At 60.6% G+C, this 20789-nt stretch carries 20 protein-coding genes; 10 read left to right on the forward strand and 10 right to left on the reverse strand.

Translation table 11 applies throughout. The features are described 5' to 3' along the window. Nucleotides 1-109: 109 nt before the first annotated feature. The 3 genes from CFBP4996_RS07820 to CFBP4996_RS07830 are packed head-to-tail and all read left to right on the forward strand — an operon-like array spanning nucleotide 110 to nucleotide 3368. Nucleotides 110-1579 carry an FGGY family carbohydrate kinase gene (locus tag CFBP4996_RS07820; protein ID WP_080853134.1) on the forward strand — a complete coding sequence of 490 codons (1470 nt, stop codon included), beginning with the start codon at nucleotides 110-112 and terminating at the stop codon, nucleotides 1577-1579. A 20-nt stretch (nucleotides 1580-1599) separates the two neighbouring features. Continuing rightward, complete coding sequence (locus CFBP4996_RS07825) at nucleotides 1600-2559, forward strand: sugar-binding transcriptional regulator (RefSeq protein WP_003520399.1); 960 nt, start codon at nucleotides 1600-1602, stop codon at nucleotides 2557-2559. A gap of 23 nt (nucleotides 2560-2582) precedes the next feature. Next, nucleotides 2583-3368: an SDR family oxidoreductase gene (locus tag CFBP4996_RS07830; protein WP_080851599.1), complete on the forward strand. Its 786-nt coding sequence runs from the start codon at nucleotides 2583-2585 to the stop codon at nucleotides 3366-3368. Nucleotides 3369-3537: 169 nt separating this feature from the next. On the opposite strand, the gene CFBP4996_RS07835 is transcribed toward CFBP4996_RS07830, so the two are convergent. The 5 genes from CFBP4996_RS07835 to CFBP4996_RS07855 all read right to left on the reverse strand — a co-directional run bounded on the left by CFBP4996_RS07835 (nucleotide 3538) and on the right by CFBP4996_RS07855 (nucleotide 9996). Then, nucleotides 3538-4299: an ABC transporter permease gene (locus tag CFBP4996_RS07835; RefSeq protein WP_080816666.1), complete on the reverse strand. Its 762-nt coding sequence runs from the start codon at nucleotides 4297-4299 to the stop codon at nucleotides 3538-3540. Beyond that, nucleotides 4296-5222 (reverse strand): ABC transporter ATP-binding protein, encoded by a 927-nt coding sequence (locus tag CFBP4996_RS07840; protein ID WP_080851596.1) that lies wholly within the window; start codon nucleotides 5220-5222, stop codon nucleotides 4296-4298. Before CFBP4996_RS07840 ends, CFBP4996_RS07835 begins: the two co-directional genes overlap by 4 nt. Before the next feature lie 104 nt (nucleotides 5223-5326). Next, nucleotides 5327-6148 carry a sulfite exporter TauE/SafE family protein gene (locus tag CFBP4996_RS07845; RefSeq protein ID WP_035261319.1) on the reverse strand — a complete coding sequence of 274 codons (822 nt, stop codon included), beginning with the start codon at nucleotides 6146-6148 and terminating at the stop codon, nucleotides 5327-5329. A 498-nt stretch (nucleotides 6149-6646) separates the two neighbouring features. Further along, nucleotides 6647-7945, reverse strand: a complete 1299-nt coding sequence (locus CFBP4996_RS07850) for an extensin-like domain-containing protein (protein WP_121490266.1) — start codon at nucleotides 7943-7945, stop codon at nucleotides 6647-6649. A 236-nt stretch (nucleotides 7946-8181) separates the two neighbouring features. Next, nucleotides 8182-9996 (reverse strand): methyl-accepting chemotaxis protein, encoded by a 1815-nt coding sequence (locus tag CFBP4996_RS07855; RefSeq protein WP_080851594.1) that lies wholly within the window; start codon nucleotides 9994-9996, stop codon nucleotides 8182-8184. 241 nt (nucleotides 9997-10237) lie between these two features. Between CFBP4996_RS07855 and CFBP4996_RS07860 the strand changes: the two genes are divergently transcribed. After that, nucleotides 10238-10552 (forward strand): DUF1883 domain-containing protein, encoded by a 315-nt coding sequence (locus CFBP4996_RS07860; protein WP_003520391.1) that lies wholly within the window; start codon nucleotides 10238-10240, stop codon nucleotides 10550-10552. Nucleotides 10553-10665: 113 nt separating this feature from the next. Here CFBP4996_RS07860 and CFBP4996_RS07865 read toward each other — a convergent pair whose 3' ends face one another. After that, on the reverse strand, nucleotides 10666-11982 hold the full coding sequence (locus CFBP4996_RS07865) for a replication-associated recombination protein A (protein WP_080851591.1): 1317 nt from the start codon (nucleotides 11980-11982) through the stop codon (nucleotides 10666-10668). After that, a complete protein-coding gene (locus CFBP4996_RS07870; RefSeq protein WP_080851590.1) occupies nucleotides 11979-13385 on the reverse strand; it encodes a DegQ family serine endoprotease in 1407 nt (468 codons plus the stop codon). The genes CFBP4996_RS07865 and CFBP4996_RS07870 overlap by 4 nt, the downstream gene beginning before the upstream one ends. Nucleotides 13386-13559: 174 nt before the next feature. On the opposite strand from CFBP4996_RS07870, the gene CFBP4996_RS07875 reads away from it, so the two are divergent. The 3 genes from CFBP4996_RS07875 to CFBP4996_RS07885 are packed head-to-tail and all read left to right on the forward strand — an operon-like array spanning nucleotide 13560 to nucleotide 14874. After that, a complete protein-coding gene (locus CFBP4996_RS07875; RefSeq protein WP_003520387.1) occupies nucleotides 13560-13910 on the forward strand; it encodes a lysozyme inhibitor LprI family protein in 351 nt (116 codons plus the stop codon). A gap of 48 nt (nucleotides 13911-13958) precedes the next feature. Further along, nucleotides 13959-14414 carry a MarR family winged helix-turn-helix transcriptional regulator gene (locus CFBP4996_RS07880; RefSeq protein WP_080851589.1) on the forward strand — a complete coding sequence of 152 codons (456 nt, stop codon included), beginning with the start codon at nucleotides 13959-13961 and terminating at the stop codon, nucleotides 14412-14414. 25 nt (nucleotides 14415-14439) lie between these two features. Beyond that, entirely contained in the window at nucleotides 14440-14874 is a 435-nt protein-coding gene (locus tag CFBP4996_RS07885; protein ID WP_020809718.1) for a hypothetical protein, read from the forward strand. A 21-nt stretch (nucleotides 14875-14895) separates the two neighbouring features. On the opposite strand, the gene CFBP4996_RS07890 is transcribed toward CFBP4996_RS07885, so the two are convergent. Then, nucleotides 14896-15897, reverse strand: coding sequence for a serine hydrolase domain-containing protein (locus CFBP4996_RS07890; protein WP_080851587.1), 1002 nt, complete (start codon nucleotides 15895-15897; stop codon nucleotides 14896-14898). Between the two features lie 168 nt (nucleotides 15898-16065). Between CFBP4996_RS07890 and CFBP4996_RS07895 the strand changes: the two genes are divergently transcribed. Further along, the gene (locus tag CFBP4996_RS07895; RefSeq protein ID WP_162935849.1) at nucleotides 16066-16608 is read left to right on the forward strand and encodes a GNAT family N-acetyltransferase; all 543 of its coding nucleotides are present in this window, start codon (nucleotides 16066-16068) and stop codon (nucleotides 16606-16608) included. A gap of 59 nt (nucleotides 16609-16667) precedes the next feature. On the opposite strand, the gene ilvD is transcribed toward CFBP4996_RS07895, so the two are convergent. After that, entirely contained in the window at nucleotides 16668-18503 is a 1836-nt protein-coding gene (gene ilvD / locus CFBP4996_RS07900) for a dihydroxy-acid dehydratase (protein ID WP_003521018.1), read from the reverse strand. A 312-nt stretch (nucleotides 18504-18815) separates the two neighbouring features. Here ilvD and msrP point away from each other — a divergent pair, with 312 nt between their 5' ends. Both msrP and msrQ read left to right on the forward strand, forming a co-directional pair. Next, complete coding sequence (msrP, locus tag CFBP4996_RS07905; RefSeq protein ID WP_080851585.1) at nucleotides 18816-19757, forward strand: protein-methionine-sulfoxide reductase catalytic subunit MsrP; 942 nt, start codon at nucleotides 18816-18818, stop codon at nucleotides 19755-19757. A gap of 2 nt (nucleotides 19758-19759) precedes the next feature. Further along, nucleotides 19760-20407: a protein-methionine-sulfoxide reductase heme-binding subunit MsrQ gene (gene msrQ / locus CFBP4996_RS07910; RefSeq protein WP_080851582.1), complete on the forward strand. Its 648-nt coding sequence runs from the start codon at nucleotides 19760-19762 to the stop codon at nucleotides 20405-20407. Here the strand turns inward: msrQ and CFBP4996_RS07915 are convergent. Further along, nucleotides 20361-20789 carry a ribosomal maturation YjgA family protein gene (locus CFBP4996_RS07915; protein WP_080851580.1) on the reverse strand — a complete coding sequence of 143 codons (429 nt, stop codon included), beginning with the start codon at nucleotides 20787-20789 and terminating at the stop codon, nucleotides 20361-20363. The two genes, msrQ and CFBP4996_RS07915, sit on opposite strands and share 47 nt — an antisense overlap.

Consider the following 20789-nt stretch of genomic DNA (forward strand, 5'->3'; position numbering starts at 1 on the left):
TCCCAGAGTCGTCGCGTGTCTTCGGATGCGCGGCGACACCCTTTCTGCAATATCGTCGTTTAACCGCCGCAAGGCGGAAACGAAAAACTGCCGACGAAAGACTCCCATGATGCGCGCCATTCTGTCCATCGATCAGGGCACCACCAATTCCAAGGCCATTCTCGTCTCGGAAAGCGGAGAGCTGCTGGCGCGCGGCTCATCTCCGGTCGGCATCGCCTATCCACAGCCCGGCTGGGTGGAACAGGAGCCGCAGCGCATCTGGGCTTCGGTCTGCGAAGCGATCTCCGCCTGCCTTGCTGCCGCGCCTTCTGACGTCGATGTCGCAGCCATCGCCATCTCCAACCAGCGCGAATCCGTGACCATCTGGGACGGCGAGACCGGCGAGCCGCTCGGCCCGGTGCTCAGCTGGCAATGCCGCCGCACGGCGCAGGATTGCGCCGAACTGATCGAGAAGGGCCATTCCGAGCGCGTCATGGCGCTGACCGGCCTGCCGATCGACCCGATGTTTCCGGGCGCAAAAATGCGCTGGCTGCTGGAGCGCGCGCCGAAGGGCCGCAGGCTCCGCCTCGGCACCATCGATAGCTGGCTCATCCATTGCTTCACCGGCGGCAAGGTCCATGCCTGCGACGCCTCCAATGCCGCGCGCAGCCAGGTGCTCGATCTCAACCGGCAGGTCTGGAGCGATGAGCTTTGCGAGCTCTTCGGCATCGATATCGACACCCTGCCCGATCTGCGCGACAGCAGCGGCGATTTCGGCACCACATCGGGCGTTCCCGGTATCAAGGACGGCACACCGATCCTCGCCGCCATCGGCGACAGCCACGCCGCCCTCTTCGGCCATAGCGCCTTCAATCCGGGTGACGGCAAGGTAACCTTCGGCACCGGCTCCTCGGTCATGACAACCCTGCCGTATTTCATCGCGCCCGAACGCGGCATCACCACCACCGTCGCATGGCGGCTCGGCGGCAAACCCACCTTCGCCTTCGAGGGCAATATTCTCGTTTCCGCCGCCTCCCTGCCCTGGATGACGGAGATTCTCGGCCTGCCGGATGTCGCCGCCCTCGTAGAGCTGGCCGCCACCGCCGAGCCAAACGGCCCCGGCTTCGTGCCGGCCTTCGTCGGCCTCGGCGCACCCTATTGGGATACGAATGCGCGTGCGCTTTTCTCCCAGATCAATTTCAGCACCAGCCGTGCCCAGATGGCCCGCGCTGTCACCGATTCCATCGCCTTTCAGGTCCATGACGTCTTTGCCGCCATGCGCGCGCAGTCGCCTTCCGGTTTCGGGCGGCTGTTTGTGGATGGCGGGCCGAGCCAGAACCGTTTCCTGATGCAATGCGTCGCCGATATGCTGGAACACCCCGTCATCCAGCGCGATGCGCCGGAAGCCTCCGCGCTGGGTGCTGCCTATCTCGCCGGCCTCGCCCTCGGTTTCTGGAGCGATCTTACGGCCATCGCCGCCCTTGCAAGCCAGGGCAACACCATCGCGCCCGCCAACAGCGAAAGCCGGCAGCGGCTTAGCATCTGGCGCGACGCGATTGCCCGCTCGACCTTGCCTGTAACCTCGGGTAATGGTGAATAAAAATTCACCCTGGAGGGCTTATGGGCAGGCTAAACGAACTTCGAATGATTTCCCGCGTGGCGCAGATGTATTTCAGCGAGCACAAGCGTCAGGCGGAAATCGCCCAGCATCTCAATCTTTCGCAAGCCACCGTCTCGCGCATGCTGAAGCGCGCCGAGGCGGAAGGCATCGTCCGCACCAGCATCATTCCGCCGCCCGGTACCTATAGCGATCTGGAAGCGCAGCTGCGCGAACGTTTCGACCTGCCGGAAGCCATCGTTGTCGATTGCAGCGAGGATCGCGACGGTGCGATCATGGCCCGCATCGGCGAGGCAGCGGCCCATTTCCTCGAGGTGACGCTGTCGCAGAACGAGATCATCGGCGTCTCCAGCTGGAGCCAGACGATCTTCAAGATGGTGGAAAACATCCATCCGCTTAAAGGTGCCAAGGCGCGTTATATCGTCCAGACACTGGGCGGCATGGGCGACCCTTCCGTGCAGACGCATGCGACCCAGATCACCACCCGGCTGGCGCGGCTGACGGAGGCCGAACCGAAACTGCTGCCGGTGCCGGGCGTCGCCACCTCGCGCGAAGCCAAGCTCTTGATGCTCGCCGATCCCTTCGTGCGCGAAACCATCGATCTTTTCGGGTCGATCACGCTCGCCATCGTCGGCGTCGGCGCCGTCGAACCATCGGAGCTTCTCGCCCGTTCCGGCAATATCTTTTCCGCCAAGGAACTGGCCGATCTCGCCCAGGCGGGTGCGGTGGGCGACATCTCGCTGCGCTTCTTCGACAGGCAAGGCAAGCCGGTGAAGACGCCGCTCGACGACCGGGTCATCGGCCTGCCGCTGGAAAACCTCTCCAATGTCGACCGCGTCATTGCGCTCGCCGGCGGCTCGAAAAAGACCGAGGCGATTGCCGGCGCACTCAGAACCGGTGTGATCGACGTGCTCGTCACCGATAAATTCACCGCCGAACGACTGGTCGGCAAGGAAACATAGCCAAAATCCCATAAGGAGGAGACATGAGGCGCTTTGAAGGTCAATCCGTATTCGTGACCGGAGGCAATAAGGGCATCGGATACGGCATCGCCCGCCGTTTTGCCGAGGAAGGCGCAAAAGTCGCCATCGCCTCTGTCGACAGGGACACCCATGACGCCGCCAGAAAACTGGCGGACGAAACTGGCGCGGTCACCCATGGCGTCATCCTCGATGTGCGTGATGCGGCGGCGGTGCGCGAGGCCTATGGTGCCGCCGAAGAGGCGATCGGCGCGCTTTCCATCTCCGTCCAGAATGCCGGCGTCATCACCATTTCCAAGATCGAGGAACTGACGCAGGAACAGTGGGATTTCAATCTCGACGTCAACACCAAGGGCGCGTTCCTCTGCTGCCAGGAGGCGATCCGCCGCTTCCGCGAAAGCGGCACCAAGGGCCGCCTCGTCAACACCGCTTCCGGCCAGGCGCGTCAGGGCTTCATCTATACGCCGCATTATGCCGCCTCGAAGTTCGGCGTCGTTGGCCTGACGCAAAGCCTTGCCAAGGAACTGGCGCCTGAGGGCATTACCGTCAACGCCATTTGCCCCGGCATCATCCATACCGAAATGTGGGACTATAACGACCGCGTCTGGGGCCAGATGCTGGGTGAGTACAAGCCCGGCGAACTGATGGCCGAATGGGTGCGCAACATCCCCATGCGCCGCGCCGGAACGCCCGCCGAAGTGGCCGCACTGGTGGCGTTTCTGGCTTCCGACGATGCGGCCTATATCACCGGCCAGACGATCAATGTCGATGGCGGGTTGATCATGTCTTGAAGCTTGTCTGGGAACGGGTGCAGAGCACCCAACCTCCCTCATCCCTGTGCTCGTCACAGGGATCCAGCCAGCCCAAGTCCTTGGGCTGAAAGGACTCTTCCCGTCGCGCAGACGCGCGTCGGCTGGATTCCTGTGACGAGCACAGGAATGAGGGAAAAAGCCGATGCCGTCAGTTGCGCAGCCTATATCCCGTCTTGAACATCCAGCCGACAACACCGAGGCAGAGCGCCAGAAACAGCGTGATCATCGCCAGACTGATCACCGGATTGACGTCGGCGATCTCATAGAAACTCCAGCGGAAACCGCTGATGAGATAAAGCACCGGGTTGAAGTGGCTGACCGTCTGCCAGAAGGGCGGCAGCATGTCGATGGAATAGAAGCTGCCGCCAAGGAAGGTCAGCGGCGGCACCACCAGCATGGGGATGAGGTTCAGCTGCTCGAAATTCGTCGCCCAGATGCCGATGATAAAACCGAACAGGCTGAAGCTCACCGCCGTCAGCACGAAGAACAGGATCATCATGAACGGATGGGCGATGGTGATATCCACGAAGAAGGAGGCCGTTATCAGGATGATCGTGCCGATCATCAGCCCCTTGGTCGCCGCCGCCCCGACATAACCGGCCAGAATTTCCGTCATCGCCACCGGAGCGGAGAGGATTTCATAGACCGTACCGGTGAATTTCGGGAAATAGATGCCGAAGGAACCGTTGCCGATACATTGCGTCAGAAGCGTCAGCATGATGAGGCCGGGCGTTATGAACGCGCCGTAGGAAACACCGCCAACCTCCTGAATCCTCGAACCGATCGCGGTTCCAAATACGATGAAATAAAGCGAGGTGGAAATGACCGGAGAGACCACGCTCTGCAGCAGGGTGCGACGCGTGCGCGCCATTTCGAACAGATAGATGGCCTTGATGGCTTCGAAATTCATTTCTGGCCTCCCACCAGCGAAACGAAGATATCCTCAAGCGAACTCTGCCGCGTTGAAATATCCTTGAAATGGATGTTGGCGGCGAAAAGAGCGCTCAGAACATCGGCAATGCGACCCTGTTCGCCATTGTCCTCGATTTCATAGGTGACGGTGCAGCGGTCATCGGAAAGCGTCAGACCGAAGGGCGCAAGACTGTCGGGCAATTGCTCCACGGGTTGGGCAAGCTCCAGGAAAAGCTGCTTGCGGCCGAGTTTCTTCATCAACGCCGTTTTTTCTTCCACCAGCAGCAATTCGCCGCCATTGATGACGCCCACACGGTCGGCGATTTCTTCCGCCTCTTCGATGTAATGCGTGGTGAGGATGATGGTGACGCCCTTGGCGCGCAGCTCGGAAACCACATTCCACATGTCGCGGCGCAGCGCCACATCCACGCCCGCCGTCGGCTCGTCAAGGAACAGAACCTTCGGCTCATGCGCGAGCGCCTTGGCGATCAGCACACGCCGTTTCATGCCGCCGGAAAGCTCCCGCAGCATATTGTCCTTCTTGTTCCAGAGCGACAGGGATTTCAGGATGCGCTCTATCAGTTCCGGGTTCTTCTTTTGCCCATGCAGGCCGCGCGAGAAGCTGACGGTGTTCCACACCGTCTCGAACTGGTCTGTGGTCAGTTCCTGCGGCACGAGCCCGATCAGGGCGCGGGTCTGGCGAAAATCCTTCACCACGTCGTACCCGCCGACAAGCACCGAGCCTTCACCGGGATTGACGAGGCCGCAGACGATGGAGATCAATGTCGTCTTGCCAGCACCGTTCGGACCGAGAAGGGCGAGGATTTCCCCCTCCTTGATATCGAGGCTGACACCTTTGAGCGCCTGAAAGCCGTTTGCGTAGGATTTTGTCAGATTCCGTATCGAAACAATGGCATTCATGGCGAATCTTTCGAAAAACCGAGTAAGATGCACGCCATATAGGCCGGGAAAGGCGCAAATGCCAGTCCGACGGGTTGAACACTGCGTTCGGCGAAGAGGGAAAATCAGCCGTAAACGCTATAGAAAAACTGCGCCGCAACGAAGACCAGAAACAGTCCGAAGGCGCGCTCCAGCTGCTTCTTGCTAAGCGCATGCGCCAGTCGCGCGCCATAGGGCGCGACGACAAGCGTAATGGGGATCAACAGCACCACGGCGATCCAGTTGATGAAGCCGGTGGAAAACGGCGGCAGGCCCGCATCGCCCCAGCCGGCCCAGATGTAACCCAGCAGCCCCGGTAGCGAAATCAGCACGCCGACGCCGGAAGACGTGGCGACCGCCTGGTGGATGGTGCGCCCGTAAAGCGTCATGAAGGTGTTGTTCATCACCCCGCCGCCCACGCCCATCAGGCCGGAAAAAAGCCCGATGCCGGTGCCCACCAGAAAACGGCCCGGGTTTTGCGGCAGGTCGGAACCGAGATGCCAGCTTGCCCGGTTGAAGATCATCCGGAAGGCAAGCGCCAGCGCGATGAAGGCGAAGATCAGCCGCAGCGCAACGCTCGAGGCATGGGCGGCAACCACGGATGCGAGGATGGTGCCGAGCGGCACGGCGACGATCCAGCCCTTCAGGAGATCGATATCGACCGCGCCCTTCTGGCGATGCGTCAGGAACGAGCGGATGGAAGTGGGCACGATAATGGCGAGCGACGTGCCGAGCGAGAGATGCATGCGCACCGCCTCCGGCACATCCAGCAGCCCGAAGACCTGGTAGAAGACGGGCACCAGCACCGCACCGCCACCGATGCCAAACAACCCCGCCAGAAGACCGGCGACCACACCCGCTGCCGCAAGCGCCGCAGCAAAGACCATCAGCTCTGAAACAGGGGGCATAAAGGCAGGCTCCCGAGGGCCGTTGTCACAAACATGTGACCCTCATAGCGTATCAGAAGAGCGCGGCAAGCCATGTTGGCCGCAGGTCAGTACGGCGCGATGTCTTTTGCCGCACATCCGCGCCGGATGGACCACTCCATGGGATCGTTTCCCATTGCATGCCCTTGCAAAGACGCCGATATCCCCCCGATAAGGCTGTCTTCTTCAACCGGCCTTCGGGCCGGTCTTTTTTTGTGGGAATGTGACGGACGGCTATCGAGCTAGCGGCAGAGAAACATCCCCAACCTTCGTCATTCCGGCCTGACCCAAAAATCCACCGCTTATGTCATCGGCGGCAGCCCGATGACAAGCCGCACTCCATATTCGACGTCATCCTCGGCCTTGTGCCGAGGATCTGCCAACATATCGCCAATCGCGACGTTGCAGATGCTCGGGACAGGCCCGAGCATGACGGAGGAGACGCTTTCAAACTCAGCCGTCAGCCTCCACCCGCGCGACTTAATCACAATGCCTGTAACCTGACTTGCGGGTGCGCAGGTCGAAGTGAAAATGGTTCCAGTGATTGGGATCGCTGCCCGGTCCGAGAACGGTGGAGAAATATTTGCAGCTATCGGACCTCACCGCCTTCAGCAGCGCTTTTTCGCGGAAGGCGAAGAAGCTCTTGCTGCGCACGTCGATTTCCTTGCCGTTCTTCAGCGTGATGGTGCCGATATCGATGGCGTTGCCGCGCGCATGTTCGGACCACGGATTGCTGGAGCGTGAATTCATCTTGCGGCAGGAATAACCGCCCATCGGCGTAATGCGGCCGACGCCGGAAAGATAACGGAAGCGCGAGGATGGCACGAGCTCGAATTTCACCCATTTGGCGAAGGCAAGCGTGACCTGGCAATTGAGCTTCACCGCCGGCCGGATGGCGACGCCGCTGGCGAGACCGCTGAGTTCGATCGGATAATCGATACCGCAGGTCGGACCGTCTGCAATGCGCGCAACATCCCGGAAAGCGACGCCGAGGCGGCGCAACTCGGAACGGCAGGCAACTTCGGAGGATGGCATGACGCCGGGCGGCATCGAGCGGTTGCTTTGCAGCCCACCGCCCGCCATCGGATCGTTCGGCATCACCATCGCCACCTCTTCCACCGGCTGACGACGGGAGGAGGCGCCAAGCGGCGGCGGCGGGATGAGCCGCGATTGGCTGGCCCGTTGCGGCTGGCGGGCCGGAGGAACGGCTACGGGATTATCGGTGCCGATACCATCCACCACCGGCTGCGCCGAAGCACCTTCGGCAATATCCGCGTCCTGTTCTTCGGCAAGTCCGCGGACCGGCTCCACGCCCAGCATGGAATCCATGTTCACGCCGCCTTCGCCTTCGGCGATCTGATTGCTGCTCATCTGCTGCGCGGGCATGGTCTGCCCCTGCATCGTCTGGCCCTGCATGGTCTGCGCCGGCATATTGCCATGGCCGCTGGCCGCCATGCGCGCCTGATGCTGGGAATCGAGCGTTGAATAACCCTGCCCGCCCTGCGGCGATTGCAGCAGGGGATCCTGCGAGGCGTAAGGCTCCGGCATCGGCTGTGAAACGGCTGCCGGATAATCGGCGCCCTGCCCGGCCTGCTCGGCCTGATACACCGCACCCGCCGGCGCGCTGTAACCCTGCTGCCGCGAGGAGCGGATGGCACTGACGCGTGTGGTGCCGTCCACCTCCGCCGGTGGCACGAGGCCCTCCGCCGAACACGACACCATGACCGTGGAAATCATCAGCAACGTCACAAGACGACGCGGAAGGGAAACATACGCCATACGAGAACCTGTACCTTCAGCGGCCGCTATTCGCGGCAATACAGGATAAATTTTAAAGAAATGAGGTAAACGAAACCTTATTGGTTGCGGGAAATAACGAATGATGTGTTTGGCGCAGTCCCATCCACACAAGACTGCGACAATCGCGTCCGATGACGACGCGGGCGGATAAAGTCCTGTCCATAACAAAGGGCGCGGCAAAGCCGCGCCCTTTAACTTTCCTGAAACACCTGAAATCAAGCAGCCCGCGAAACCTCGCGCCCGGCGCCATGTCCAAGCTCGAAACGCGACAGCAGCGAGCGCAGCTGGCGGCTTTCCTCGGCGAGCGTCTGGCTGGCCGCCGTCGTTTCTTCCACCATCGCGGCGTTTTGCTGTGTCATCTGGTCCATGTGATTGACGGAGGTGTTGATCTCCTGCAGGCCGGTCGCCTGCTCGCGCGCCGCCGTGGCGATGGAGTTCACATGGCCGTCGACACGATTGACCAGCGCCACGATCTCCTCCAGCGCATCGCCCGTCGAGCGCACCAGCGCGACGCCACCGCCGACTTCTTCGGCCGAACGGTTGATGAGGGTCTTGATTTCCTTGGCCGCATTGGCGGAGCGTTGCGCCAGTTCGCGAACCTCCTGCGCCACCACGGCAAAACCACGCCCGGCCTCGCCCGCACGCGCCGCCTCCACACCGGCATTCAGCGCCAGAAGATTGGTCTGGAAGGCGATTTCGTCGATGACCGAGATGATCTGGCCGATACGCTTCGAAGACTCCTCGATGCGGCCCATGGCGTCGACGGCATTGCGCACGATCTCGCCCGAGCGGCCGGCGCTGGTTTTCGTGTCCTGCACCATCTGCCGGGCCTCGTTGGCACGCTCGGAAGCGGTGCGCACCGTGGCGGTGATCTCGTCCAGAGCCGCCGCCGTCTCTTCCAGCGCCGCCGCCTGCTGTTCGGTCCGGCGGGAAAGATTGCCGGTCGCACCGCTGATGTCGGAGGCGCTGTCATTGACCACATGGCCGGTTCTGGCAATCGCCTCGATCGCGCCGTGCAATGCGCCGACGGCACGGTTGAAGTCCATGCGCAGCTTTTCATAATCCGCGCCGATATCCGTAAGCGAAACGGTCAGGTCGCCATTGGCAAGCGCCTCAAGCGCATTGCCAAGGCGCTCCATGGCATGGGCCTGCCGCTCGGATGCGGAACGCAGAACCATCTCGTTACCGTGCCGCTCCTGCTCCAGCGCCCGCTGCTGGTCGGCCTCGCGGGCCTGCAGCGCGCTGCGTTCATTGACGCTGTCGCGCAGCACCAGCAGCGTCTTGGCAATCGCGCCGATTTCATTGCGACGGTCGGCGAACTGTATATCTGCCGCGCCGTCACCGTCGGCAATCCGCCGCATGCTCTGGCGGATAAGATCGATCGGCCGCGTCACGCTGCGCACGACGGCTGCGGCCACGCCGACAACCAGAAGACCGGCGGCGATGCAAAGACCACCATTAAAATAGACGTCGCGCCAGAACACCGCTTCAAGATCGTCAACATAAACACCAGTGCCGACAATCCAGCCCCAGGGAGCGAAACCGGCGACATGGGAAAATTTCTCGACCGGCTCCGGCGCACCGGGCTTCGGCCAGTAATAATCGACAAAGCCCTTGCCGCCTGCCTTGACCGTATTCACGAACTCAACGAACAGCGCCTTGCCGTTCGGGTCCTTGTTGGCGGTAAGGTCCGTGCCGTTCATTTCGGGTTTGATCGGATGCATCACCATTTTGGGATGCATGTCGTTGATCCAGAAATAGCCGCTGCCATTGCCATAGCGCATTGCCGCAATGGTCGTCTTGGCCTGCTGTTGCGCCGCCTCCCGCGTCAGGCTTCCGCCCTGCTCCAGCCGGTAATATTGATCGAGAATGGCAACAGCGGTTTCGTTCATTGCCGCAAGCCCGGCTTTCCGTTCCCGCTCCATCTCGTGGTAGCTTTCAAACAGGCTGAATGTCAGGGCCGCGGCCAGTATTGCCAGAAACAATGCGACGAGCGCATAAAGGCGCGTAGATATTGTTACGTTTTTCATGTTCCCCCTCAACGTCGCTGATGCACTTCGACCAGCCGATGTTAAAGGCAAAAAATTTATTATTATTAAATACACATATTATACGTTGGTATTATTCTTATATGCTCATACTCCTCGGCGCCACCATGCCAGACAGGCACAGCAAGCGTGAATTTTCAAACCGGCCGGCGGCATTTAAAGACACCGTTAACCGTGCGGCCCCTATCCTCTTTGACCGAAATTACTTTACAGGGAGGGCGCGATGGCCCGGCCGAATTTTCGCTATACGCATTATGACCTGAAGGAATTGCGGGCAGGAACTACCCTTGAAATATCCCTGTCAGCCGTCAACAATGTCCGGCTGATGACGGGCGCGAATTTCCAGCGTTTCACCGAGCTGCTCGATTTCAAATATCTCGGCGGCGTCGCGAAAAAATCGCCGATCCGCATCGCCATTCCCGAGACATTGCACTGGCATCTGGTGATCGATGCCGAAGGCCATAGCGGCCTGGCGGAATCCTCGGTCAAGATGCTGCCCGCGCAGCCGCAGGCGGCACCGCATCGCAAGGCATCCTGATCTTCCTTAAAAAACAGCGCGTTGTCGCGGTTTCGCGACTCTTTTTGCCAGCGGCCTGAATCTTTTTATTAAGATCGACCGCGATACGGTTTTCGGCGCAACCGCGTAAAATCCTAGCGCGATCCCCGCTCGCGACGCAGCTTCGCCCACCAGTCCAGACGCTTGCGGATTTCCCTTTCAAATCCCCGATCAGGCGGATCGTAAAAGGTCGTGCGCCCCATTTTCTCCGGGAAATAATCCTGCCCGGAAAAGGCATCCGGCTCGTCATGGTCATAGCGGTAACCGTCGCCATAACCCTCACCCTTCATGAGCTTGGTCGGCGCGTTCAGAATATGTTTCGGCGGCACCAGCGAGCCGTTTTCCTTGGCCGCCCGCATCGCCGACTTGAAGGCCGTATAGACGGCGTTCGATTTCGGCGCGGTCGCGAGATAGACGCAGGCCTGCGCCAGCGCCAGCTCCCCCTCGGGTGAGCCGAGATAATCATAGGCATCCTTGGCGGCATTGCAGACGGCGAGCGCCTGCGGATCGGCAAGGCCGATATCCTCCACCGCCATGCGCACCAGCCGCCGGCCGATATAGAGCGGGTCTTCACCGGCATCGAACATGCGGGCAAGATAATAAAGCGCGGCATCCGGGTCCGAACCGCGCACCGACTTATGCAGCGCGGAAATGAGATTGTAATGGCCGTCCTGGCTCTTGTCGTAGACGGGCGCACGGCGCTGCACGATGCGCGTCAGCCCTTCGGTATCGAAGGTCTCATCCTTCCTCGCCGCACGCCAGACTTCCTCGGCAAGGGTCAGCACGGCGCGGCCATCGCCATCGGCCATGCGGATCAGACCGGCCCGCGCCTCTTCCGTCAGCGGCAGGGGCTTGCCCTCCGCCTCCTCGGCGCGTTTCAATAGTTCGCTCAGGCTCTCCTCGTCATGCGAGCCGAACGTCAGGACACGCGCCCGCGACAACAGAGCGGCATTGAGTTCGAAAGACGGGTTTTCGGTGGTGGCGCCTACCAGAATGATGGTGCCGTCTTCCATCACCGGCAGGAAGCTGTCCTGCTGGGCGCGGTTGAAGCGATGAATCTCGTCTACGAAAAGCAGCGTCTGCCGCCCATTCATCCGCCGTGTGCGCGCCGCTTCGAAAACCTTCTTGAGATCGGCGACACCGGAAAAGATCGCCGAGATCTGCTCGAAAGCCAGCCCCGCCTCGCCGGAAAGCAACCGGGCAACCGTGGTCTTGCCGGTGCCGGGCGGCCCCCAGAAGATCATCGATCCCAGCGAACCGCTATCGATCATGCGGCGCAGAACGCCCTCCTCGCCCGTCAGATGCGGCTGCCCGCTCACCTCCGCCAGCGTCTTCGGACGCAGACGATCGGCAAGAGGCCGCCGGTTGGCGACCTCCACGGGCACTTGCGGGGCGAAGAGATCGTCGCTCATCGCAGGAACTGCCGGATGCGCTGCCCGTCACGCAGGATTTCCACCCGCCAGAAGCCGGGATTGTCGTCCAGCGCCTTCTCGACCGCAGCCGTGGAGGCGATATCTGCACCGTTCAGCGACAGGATCACGTCTTTCGGCTGGAAACCGACACGATAGGCCGGCGAACCGCGCTTCACATCGGTAATGACAACGCCGGTCACCTGCGACGGCATGCGCAGTTCATCGGCAAGCTTTGGCGAAAGATTGGCGACAGTCGCACCGGCGAAGGGATTGCGTCCCTCGATCAGCCGTTCATCACGCGGTGCGGTTTCCGGCGCAGTATCGAGCGCGATGGTCACCTTTTTCTCTTTCCCTTTGTCCATGACGGTCAGTTCGGCGGATTTGCCGATGCCAGCGGTCGTCAGGCGATAACCCAGCGCATCCGGATGCTCCACCTCGAAGCCATTGACGGCGGTAACCACCTGTCCGGGTTCGATGCCCGCCTTTTCGGCCGGCCCACCCTTGACGACGCTAACGACCAGCGCGCCGCGGGCGCGATGCAGGCCAAGCGCCTCGGCGACATCCGATGTCACCGGATCGAAGGTCGCACCGATATAGGGCCGCTCGAAGCTTGCATCGCCACGCTCGGCGGCAGCGACGAAAACCCGGACCAGATTGGCGGGAATGGCGAAACCGATACCGTTCGAGCCGCCGCCCTTGGAGAAGATGGCCGTATTGATGCCGATCAGTTCACCCGCCATATTCATCAAGGCGCCGCCGGAATTGCCGGGATTGATGGAAGCGTCGGTCTGGATAAAGAAGCCGAAATCGCCCTGCGTCACCTGGTTGCGTGCCAGACCCGAGACGATGCCGCTCGTCACCGTCTGGCCGACACCGAAGGGATTGCCGATGGCCAGCACCAGATCACCCACCTCAATCGCATCGGAATTGCCGAGCGACAGCACCGGGAACTGCTCCTTCGCATCGATTTGCAGAATGGCGAGGTCGACGCGGTCATCCTTCAGCAGCACTTTGGAGGAAAATTCACGCCCATCCGCCAGCGCCACCTTGATGTCATCGGCACCATCGATGACGTGATTGTTGGTCACCACGAGGCCGCCGGCGGTCACGATGACGCCGGAACCGAGCGACGACTGCTTTTCCGTGCGGTTCGGCATCTGCTGGCCGAAGAACTGTTCGAAGAAAGGATCACCGGCAAAGGGCGACAGACGCCGCTGTACGACGCGTTCGGCATAGACATTCACCACCGCGCCTGCGGTGCGCTTGACCAGCGGCGCGAAGGAAAGCTGCATTTCCGTGTGGCTCGACGGCACGGTCCTGTTATCCTGCGCCGCAGCACCCACAGGCAGGAGAATGAGTGCGGCGAGAAAGCCGGTGGACAGATACTTCAACACGCTTCGCATGTGATTCCTCATCGTCATCAGTATGATGGAGTTATAACGCCAAAGCCTGTAAAGCAAAGAGCGGCAAGATGATGGCCGTCCTTTTCCAGGCATGGATCGGTGGGCGACATTGGAACCAACAGCGCCCCTTTTCGGTTTCACCGGCACCTGACTTTCCTTAAAAAGAGACGACTCATGCATCTGAAACCGATCCTCCTTGCCTGCGGCATCCTGCTTGCCCCCTCCTTCATTTCTCTGGCCAGCGCGGCGAGCTTCGATTGCGCAAAGACCGATCTGGCCGCGGATGAAAAGGCGATCTGCGACAACCGCACGCTGAACGATCAGGATGTGAAGATGGCCACCACCTTCGACATCCTCACCCAGCTGATGGCCATGGGCGCCCGCGACACGCTGCGCGACGAGCAGAGCCAGTGGCTGAAGAAGCGCCAGGAATGCGCGGCGGATGTCGCCTGCCTTACCAGCGCCTACGAGGAGCGCATGAAGCGCCTCGGAGAGGCGTTCCAGAGCATCAACCGGCCGCTGTAACGCAAACCCTATATTGACAACATATTGTCAAAATGGCAATGTGTTGTCATGAAAACGGACAACGCACACATTCTTTCCGCGCTGGCGGTGGCCATCTTTCGAACCAATGGCGCGTTAATCGCCGCGGGCGACGCCCTGTCTGCACCCTTCGGCCTGTCCAGTGCACGCTGGCAGGTTCTGGGAGCGGTGGCGCTTGCCGGCCAGCCTTTGACCGTGGCGCAGATCGCACGGAACATGGGCCAGACCCGGCAGGGTGTACAACGCCTCATCGATGAGATGGAACGACAGGACATTGTCTGCTTCGAAAACAATCCGCACCACAAGCGGGCCAAGCTCATTCGCCTTACCGAAAAGGGCGAGAATGCCTATGCCTCCACCATGCAGCAATGGAATGAACTCGCCGGCCGTTTAGCCACGGATATGCAGGCGGAGCAACTGAGTAACGCCATAGACTGCCTGAACCAGCTTTTCGCCGGGCTGGACGCCGATCCGCCGCAAGGCTGATCCGATCTTCTAAAGGATTATATCGATGAGAACCCTTCATCCCGTCGCCGGCACGCTGGCGCTGGCGATCATACTCGCCTTTTGGTTATCCACCGCGCTCACCGAAATCTCCGGTTCCAGCGAAGCGATCCGTACCGTCAAACTCGCTATTCCCTGGGGGTTTCTGGTGCTTGCGCCCGCGCTTGCGGTCACGGGTTTCAGCGGCTTCCGCATGGGCGCGAAATGGAAACATCCGCTGGTCGCAGCCAAGAAGAAACGTATGCCGCTCATCGCACTGAACGGGTTGCTGATCCTCGTCCCCTGCGCGCTTGTGCTTCGGCATTTCGCCCTCTCAAACGATTACGGCGGGGTCTTCTACGCCGTTCAGGCGCTGGAGCTTTGCGCCGGGGCGCTCAATATCACCCTTCTCGCAAAAAGCTTCCGCAATGGCCTTCAGCTAAAACGCCGTCTGGCCGCTTAGTTCGGCGTCTCGCGCTTGAGGTTATACCGCCCGGATGATGGTCTCCATAAGGCCATGCAACTGGTCACGATAACCGGTTCGGGCGGAAGGCGCATCCTCGCGAGAGGTCATCACGACCGATAGCCGTCTGGCGGGTACGATATAGAGCATCTGCCCGCCATAACCCCATGCATAATAGACCGTCTCGCCTGCCATCTCCTTGATGAACCAGCAATAGCCATAGCCGTCGCCGTTGAAGACGGAATTGGTGCGCTGCCGCCATGATTGCTCGATCCAGCCCTGCGAAATCAACCGCTCACCGCCGGGTGTCACACCACCAAGGCGGTAAAGCTCACCGAAGGCCAGCAACGACCGCGCCGTCATCGCCATCTGGTTGCCGCCGAGATAGATGCCCTGCGGATCGCGCTCCCAGCCGCCGATTGAAAATCCTTCAAGCGGACGGAACCAGTCGCGCGCGAGCGACAGCGTCGAACGGCCGGACGCTTTTGTCAGGATCGCCGAGAGCAGATGGGTGGAGCCGGTGGAATAAAGCATACCGCCGCCCGGTTCCCCGGCAAAACCGGAACCCAGCGCCATCCGCACCCAGTTGCGGCTGGCGACCCAGCGGCCATAATTGGGGCCAGACATGCGTTCCAGGCCGGATTGCATCGACAGCAGGTTGCCGACGGTGATCCGTTCCAGCCGGGGATCGGGATTTTGCGGAAAATCGCCGCGCAGAACGGTCGCGATCGGCTGGTCTGCGCCTTCGAGAATCTTGCGATCAATGGCCATGCCGACCAGCGCCGAGATGATCGATTTCGAGGCCGACTTGATATTGGTGGAGCCGTTCAAACCGGCGCCGTGATAGGCGCGGCTCGCGACCTCTTCGCCATCGATGCTGACAATGACCGCCTTGAGGCTGGAAAGCGCATCCGCCTCCCTCAGCAACGGATCGAAACGGATGCCGTTGCCGGTGCTTTGCGCGCGGGCAAGCGGGGCGAAAGGCAGGGAAGCGATAAGGGCGAGTGCGGTTCGTCTTTTCATGTCACTGAGCTAGGAAGCCATACGGCGATGAAAAGAGGAAACGCCGCCAATCACTCCAATGTGACCTGATTTCAAGCACCGGATTTCCATACCCCAATTCGATGGTCTCGCGAAATCTCTATGAAAACAGGGCGTTGGCCTGCATTCCGGAATCGAGATGCAAAGCGCTTGAATCAGTTTCTGATCTTGAGGACTATTGCCCTGCCGCAAATGCAAAGACGGGAAACGATGCCGCAACTGAAATCATCGCGCCTTCTCCTCCGGCCTTTTAAAATGACGGACTCGCCGCCACTCGCCCGGCTGACGAACGACCCGCTCATTTTGCGCAATCTGCTGCGCACGGCCTATCCTTTCGAACCCGATGATGCACGGCGCCTCATCAGGCGCATTGCTGAGCGTCGGCTACCGGTATGGGCTGTGGATGATGGCAGTCTGGTCGGTCTCATTGGGCTTTCAGGCGAATTCGGCCTTTGGCTTGATCGCCGTGTTTGGGGAAAGGGCTATGGAGAAGAAGCCGGACGCCTCGTCATCGATTATGCCTTTCAGCACCTGAACATCAGAACCCTGCATGCCAATCCCCTGTTCGACAACAGGGCGTCGCACCGTCTGATGGACAAGCTGGGCTTTGTTGCGACCGGCCGTGCAAATGCCTTTTGCCGGCAACGGGGAAAAATCGTGCCGCTTCGACCTTATCGGCTCGATAAAGAATAAACGGCACAAAAAAGCCGCCGTCTATCAACGGCGGCTTTATCATCACGGAAATCCGGAAATTACTCCGGCAAAATCCGCACCGCGCCCTTGTCAGCGCTCGAGGCAAAGGCCGCATAGGCCTTCAGCGCCGTCGTAACATTGCGTTTGCGTGGCGCTTCCGGCTTCCAGCCCAGTTCTTCCTGCTCGGCGCGGCGCGAAGCCAGCTCCGCATCGGTGACCTTCAGGTTGATGGTGCGGTTCGGAATGTCGATCTCGATGAGATCGCCCTGACGCACGAGGCCGATGGCGCCCCCCTGCGCCGCTTCCGGCGAGGCATGACCGATGGAGAGGCCCGAAGTACCGCCGGAGAAACGACCGTCGGTGATCAGCGCGCAGGCTTTGCCGAGGCCCTTGGATTTCAGATAGCTGGTCGGATAGAGCATTTCCTGCATGCCCGGCCCACCCTTCGGCCCTTCGTAGCGGATGACGACGACGTCGCCCGCCTTGACCTCGTTGCCGAGAATGCCCTTCACCGCCGCATCCTGGCTTTCGTAAACCACTGCCGGGCCGGTGAATTTCAGGATGGATTCATCGACGCCCGCCGTCTTCACGATGCAGCCGTCGAGTGCGATGTTGCCGTAAAGCACGGCCAGACCGCCATCCTTCGAAAAAGGCTTCTCGACCGAGCGGATAACGCCGTTTTCGCCGTCCGTGTCCAGATCGTCCCAGCGCGAGGACTGGCTGAAGGCCACCTGCGTCGGCACGCCGCCGGGGGCGGCCTTGAAGAACTGGCGCACCGTCTCGCTGTTGGTGCGGGTGATGTCCCAGCGGTCGATGGCGTCGCCCAGCGTCGCCTCATGAACGGTATAGGTATCGCGATTGATGAGCCCACCGCGTTCCAGTTCACCCAGAATACGCATGATGCCGCCGGCGCGGTGAACGTCTTCCATGTGCACGTCCTGCTTGGCAGGCGCGACCTTGGAAAGGCAGGGAACCTTGCGGGAAAGACGGTCGATGTCTTCCATGCCGAAATCGACGCCGCCCTCATGCGCCGCCGCCAGAATATGCAGCACCGTGTTGGTGGAACCGCCCATGGCGATATCCAGCGACATGGCGTTTTCAAACGCCGCCTTGTTGGCGATGGTGCGCGGCAGGACGGTTTCGTCCTCCTGCTCGTAATAACGGCGCGCCAGATCGACGATAAGATGGCCGGCTTCGACGAACAGCCGCTTGCGATCGGAATGGGTGGCGAGCGTCGAGCCGTTACCCGGCAAGGACAGGCCCAGCGCCTCGGTCAGACAGTTCATGGAATTGGCCGTGAACATGCCGGAACAGGAACCGCAGGTCGGGCAGGCCGAACGCTCGATGACCTTCACATCCTCGTCGGAAATCTTGTCGTCTGCAGCAGCGACCATGGCGTCGACCAGATCAAGCGCCACCGTCTTGCCATGCAGGACGACCTTGCCGGCCTCCATCGGACCGCCGGAAACGAAGACGGCGGGGATGTTGAGGCGCATCGCCGCATTCAGCATGCCGGGGGTGATCTTGTCGCAGTTGGAAATGCACACCATCGCATCGGCGCAATGGGCGTTGACCATATATTCCACCGAATCCGCGATGATTTCGCGCGACGGCAGCGAATAGAGCATGCCGTCATGGCCCATGGCGATACCGTCATCGACCGCGATGGTATTGAATTCCTTGGCAACGCCGCCTGCCGCTTCGATTTCGCGGGCAACCAGCTGGCCGAGATCCTTCAGATGCACATGGCCCGGCACGAACTGCGTGAAGGAATTGACCACCGCGATGATCGGCTTGCCGAAATCGCTGTCCTTCATACCGGTGGCGCGCCAAAGGCCGCGCGCGCCCGCCATGTTGCGGCCGTGGGTTGTCGTTCTGGAGCGATAGGCTGGCATGGTGTTTTCCTCAATCTCTTGGGCTAAGACGCGTCTTCCGCAACGCGGTCAAAACGGCCTCTGCCCTATTTTGCGGTTTTTCTAGCGCAAACCGCAAGCCCTGTCACTGTCACCTTGGGGCAAAACAGTACGGTTCGGTACGGTACGCTTTCTCTTCATCGTGCTATCCGGCCGCGCCTTCATCACAAATGCGCGATTTCCGCCGCCCCACCGTTGTTTTTCCGCAGAGCGCTGAAACATATCTGTGCAGCGGCCGTATTGGCTATCATAATCGATTTATCGCCGATGTACCCGGCTTTTGTGGAGGTTCCAATGCCCGCCTATCGTCCGCCCCTCATCTCGGCAAATGAAATCACGCCAAAGAATATCTACCTGTCCAGACGTGGCTTCCTCGGCACGGCGGCGGGACTGGCGGCAATCGGGCTGGCCGGGCGCGAGGTGATTGCCGCGCCGCTTTCCGCAAAACCCGGCGCCTACAAGCTGGATGAGAAACTCACACCGCTCGATGCTGTCACCAGCTATAATAATTTCTACGAATTCGGTGTCGGAAAATCCGACCCGAAGGAAAATTCCGGCAAGTTCAAGCCCACCCCCTGGACGGTGAAGGTGGATGGCCTCGTCTCCAAACCGCAGGAATTCGGCATCGAAGAGCTGATGAAATATCCCCTCGAAGAGCGCACTTACCGCATGCGCTGTGTCGAGGGCTGGTCGATGGTCATTCCGTGGATCGGTTTCCCGCTCGCCGTCCTTCTCGACAAGGTGGAACCGCTTGGCAGCGCGAAGTATGTCGCTTTCGAAACCGTGGTGCGGCCGGACGAAATGCCGGGGCAAAGCGGCCTGTTCCAGCCTCTCTCCTGGCCCTATGTAGAGGGGCTTCGCCTCGATGAAGCACGCCATCCGCTCACCATTCTCGCCGTCGGCCTTTATGGAGAGACGCTGCCGAACCAGAACGGTGCACCGATCCGCCTCGTCGTACCGTGGAAATACGGTTTCAAAGGCATCAAATCCATCGTCCGCATTTCGCTGGTCGAGAAACAACCGGAAACGACGTGGAAAAACTCCAACGCCCGCGAATATGGCTTCTATTCCAACGTCAACCCGAATGTCGATCATCCGCGCTGGAGCCAGGCGACGGAACAGCGCATCGGCGAAGGCGGTTTCTTTGGCACCCAAAACCGCCCTACCCTGATGTTCAACGGTTATGACGAGGTGGCGAGCCTCTATGCCGGCATGGACCTGAAAGCGAATTATTGACCATGGCCTTCGCCCTGCCTCTTCCCTCGCTGCCGAAGCGTTACCAGCCGGCGGCCATCTGGTCGCTTTATGTGATCGGCCTCTGTCCGGGCCTCTGGTATTTCTATCTCGCCGCAACCGGCGGCCTCGGCTTCAATCCGGTCAAGGATTTCGAACACCTGCTCGGCATCTGGGCGCTGCGCTTCCTCTGCCTCGGGCTTCTGGTGACGCCGCTGCGCGATCTCTTCAACATCAACCTCATCGCCTATCGCCGCACGCTGGGCCTGATCGCCTTTTATTACGTGCTGGCGCATTTCACCGTCTATCTGGTGCTGGACCGCGGCCTGATCCTCGGTTCCATCGCCGGCGATATTCTGAAGCGCCCCTATATCATGCTCGGCATGGCCGGGCTTCTCATGCTCATACCGCTGGCGCTCACCTCCAACCGCTGGTCGATCCGCAAACTCGGCAGCCGCTGGAACACGCTGCATAAGCTCGTCTATCTCGTGCTCATCGTCGGCGTGCTGCATTTCGTGCTGGCGCGAAAGTCGGTCACGCTGGAGCCGGTGTTTTATATCAGCACGATGGTGGTATTGCTCGGCTATCGGTTGGTACGGCCCTCGATCATGTCGATGAAGAGAGCCAAACGCGCGAGACCCGTCCGGCCATAATGGCAGCAGCCCCAATCCCCGCGATATAACAGACTATATTCCACAGCGAAAAAACACGGCCGAGCAGCAAAGCGCCGGCCGTCGTTGCGCGAAACGCATCCAGTGCCGGGAAATGAACAAGCCGGATGAGTTCCACGAGAACGACGGCAAGAATGGCGATGTGAACCTCATAGCCGTGCCAGCGGGATGGGAAGAAGGCTGCCAGCAGCAGATAGATCATCGCTCCCCAGAGCACGGATCCGCCATATTTTACCGCCACGAACGGCAGTCCCACGTCGTAACCGAAGCTCCGCAGGCAAAGGCCGCAGACGATCACCACCATCGCCCCGGCCAGAAGCCGGATGCGGGCGAAATAAGATGGGGATACGCGCGGCAGGCCCAT

This window comes from Agrobacterium leguminum (assembly GCF_005144435.2).
Classification (GTDB): Bacteria; Pseudomonadota; Alphaproteobacteria; order Rhizobiales; family Rhizobiaceae; genus Agrobacterium; species Agrobacterium leguminum.

What these genes read in the sequence shown, in the direction of transcription:
- CFBP4996_RS07820 (WP_080853134.1), top strand. Translation starts at nt 110, where the DNA reads ATGCGCGCCATTCTGTCCATCGATCAGGGCACCACCAATTCCAAGGCC.
- CFBP4996_RS07825 (WP_003520399.1), top strand. Translation starts at nt 1,600, where the DNA reads ATGGGCAGGCTAAACGAACTTCGAATGATTTCCCGCGTGGCGCAGATG.
- CFBP4996_RS07830 (WP_080851599.1), top strand. Translation starts at nt 2,583, where the DNA reads ATGAGGCGCTTTGAAGGTCAATCCGTATTCGTGACCGGAGGCAATAAG.
- CFBP4996_RS07835 (WP_080816666.1), bottom strand. Translation starts at nt 4,299, where the DNA reads ATGAATTTCGAAGCCATCAAGGCCATCTATCTGTTCGAAATGGCGCGC.
- CFBP4996_RS07840 (WP_080851596.1), bottom strand. Translation starts at nt 5,222, where the DNA reads ATGAATGCCATTGTTTCGATACGGAATCTGACAAAATCCTACGCAAAC.
- CFBP4996_RS07845 (WP_035261319.1), bottom strand. Translation starts at nt 6,148, where the DNA reads ATGCCCCCTGTTTCAGAGCTGATGGTCTTTGCTGCGGCGCTTGCGGCA.
- CFBP4996_RS07850 (WP_121490266.1), bottom strand. Translation starts at nt 7,945, where the DNA reads ATGGCGTATGTTTCCCTTCCGCGTCGTCTTGTGACGTTGCTGATGATT.
- CFBP4996_RS07855 (WP_080851594.1), bottom strand. Translation starts at nt 9,996, where the DNA reads ATGAAAAACGTAACAATATCTACGCGCCTTTATGCGCTCGTCGCATTG.
- CFBP4996_RS07860 (WP_003520391.1), top strand. Translation starts at nt 10,238, where the DNA reads ATGGCCCGGCCGAATTTTCGCTATACGCATTATGACCTGAAGGAATTG.
- CFBP4996_RS07865 (WP_080851591.1), bottom strand. Translation starts at nt 11,982, where the DNA reads ATGAGCGACGATCTCTTCGCCCCGCAAGTGCCCGTGGAGGTCGCCAAC.
- CFBP4996_RS07870 (WP_080851590.1), bottom strand. Translation starts at nt 13,385, where the DNA reads ATGCGAAGCGTGTTGAAGTATCTGTCCACCGGCTTTCTCGCCGCACTC.
- CFBP4996_RS07875 (WP_003520387.1), top strand. Translation starts at nt 13,560, where the DNA reads ATGCATCTGAAACCGATCCTCCTTGCCTGCGGCATCCTGCTTGCCCCC.
- CFBP4996_RS07880 (WP_080851589.1), top strand. Translation starts at nt 13,959, where the DNA reads ATGAAAACGGACAACGCACACATTCTTTCCGCGCTGGCGGTGGCCATC.
- CFBP4996_RS07885 (WP_020809718.1), top strand. Translation starts at nt 14,440, where the DNA reads ATGAGAACCCTTCATCCCGTCGCCGGCACGCTGGCGCTGGCGATCATA.
- CFBP4996_RS07890 (WP_080851587.1), bottom strand. Translation starts at nt 15,897, where the DNA reads ATGAAAAGACGAACCGCACTCGCCCTTATCGCTTCCCTGCCTTTCGCC.
- ilvD (WP_003521018.1), bottom strand. Translation starts at nt 18,503, where the DNA reads ATGCCAGCCTATCGCTCCAGAACGACAACCCACGGCCGCAACATGGCG.
- msrP (WP_080851585.1), top strand. Translation starts at nt 18,816, where the DNA reads ATGCCCGCCTATCGTCCGCCCCTCATCTCGGCAAATGAAATCACGCCA.
- msrQ (WP_080851582.1), top strand. Translation starts at nt 19,760, where the DNA reads ATGGCCTTCGCCCTGCCTCTTCCCTCGCTGCCGAAGCGTTACCAGCCG.
- CFBP4996_RS07915 (WP_080851580.1), bottom strand. Translation starts at nt 20,789, where the DNA reads ATGGGCCTGCCGCGCGTATCCCCATCTTATTTCGCCCGCATCCGGCTT.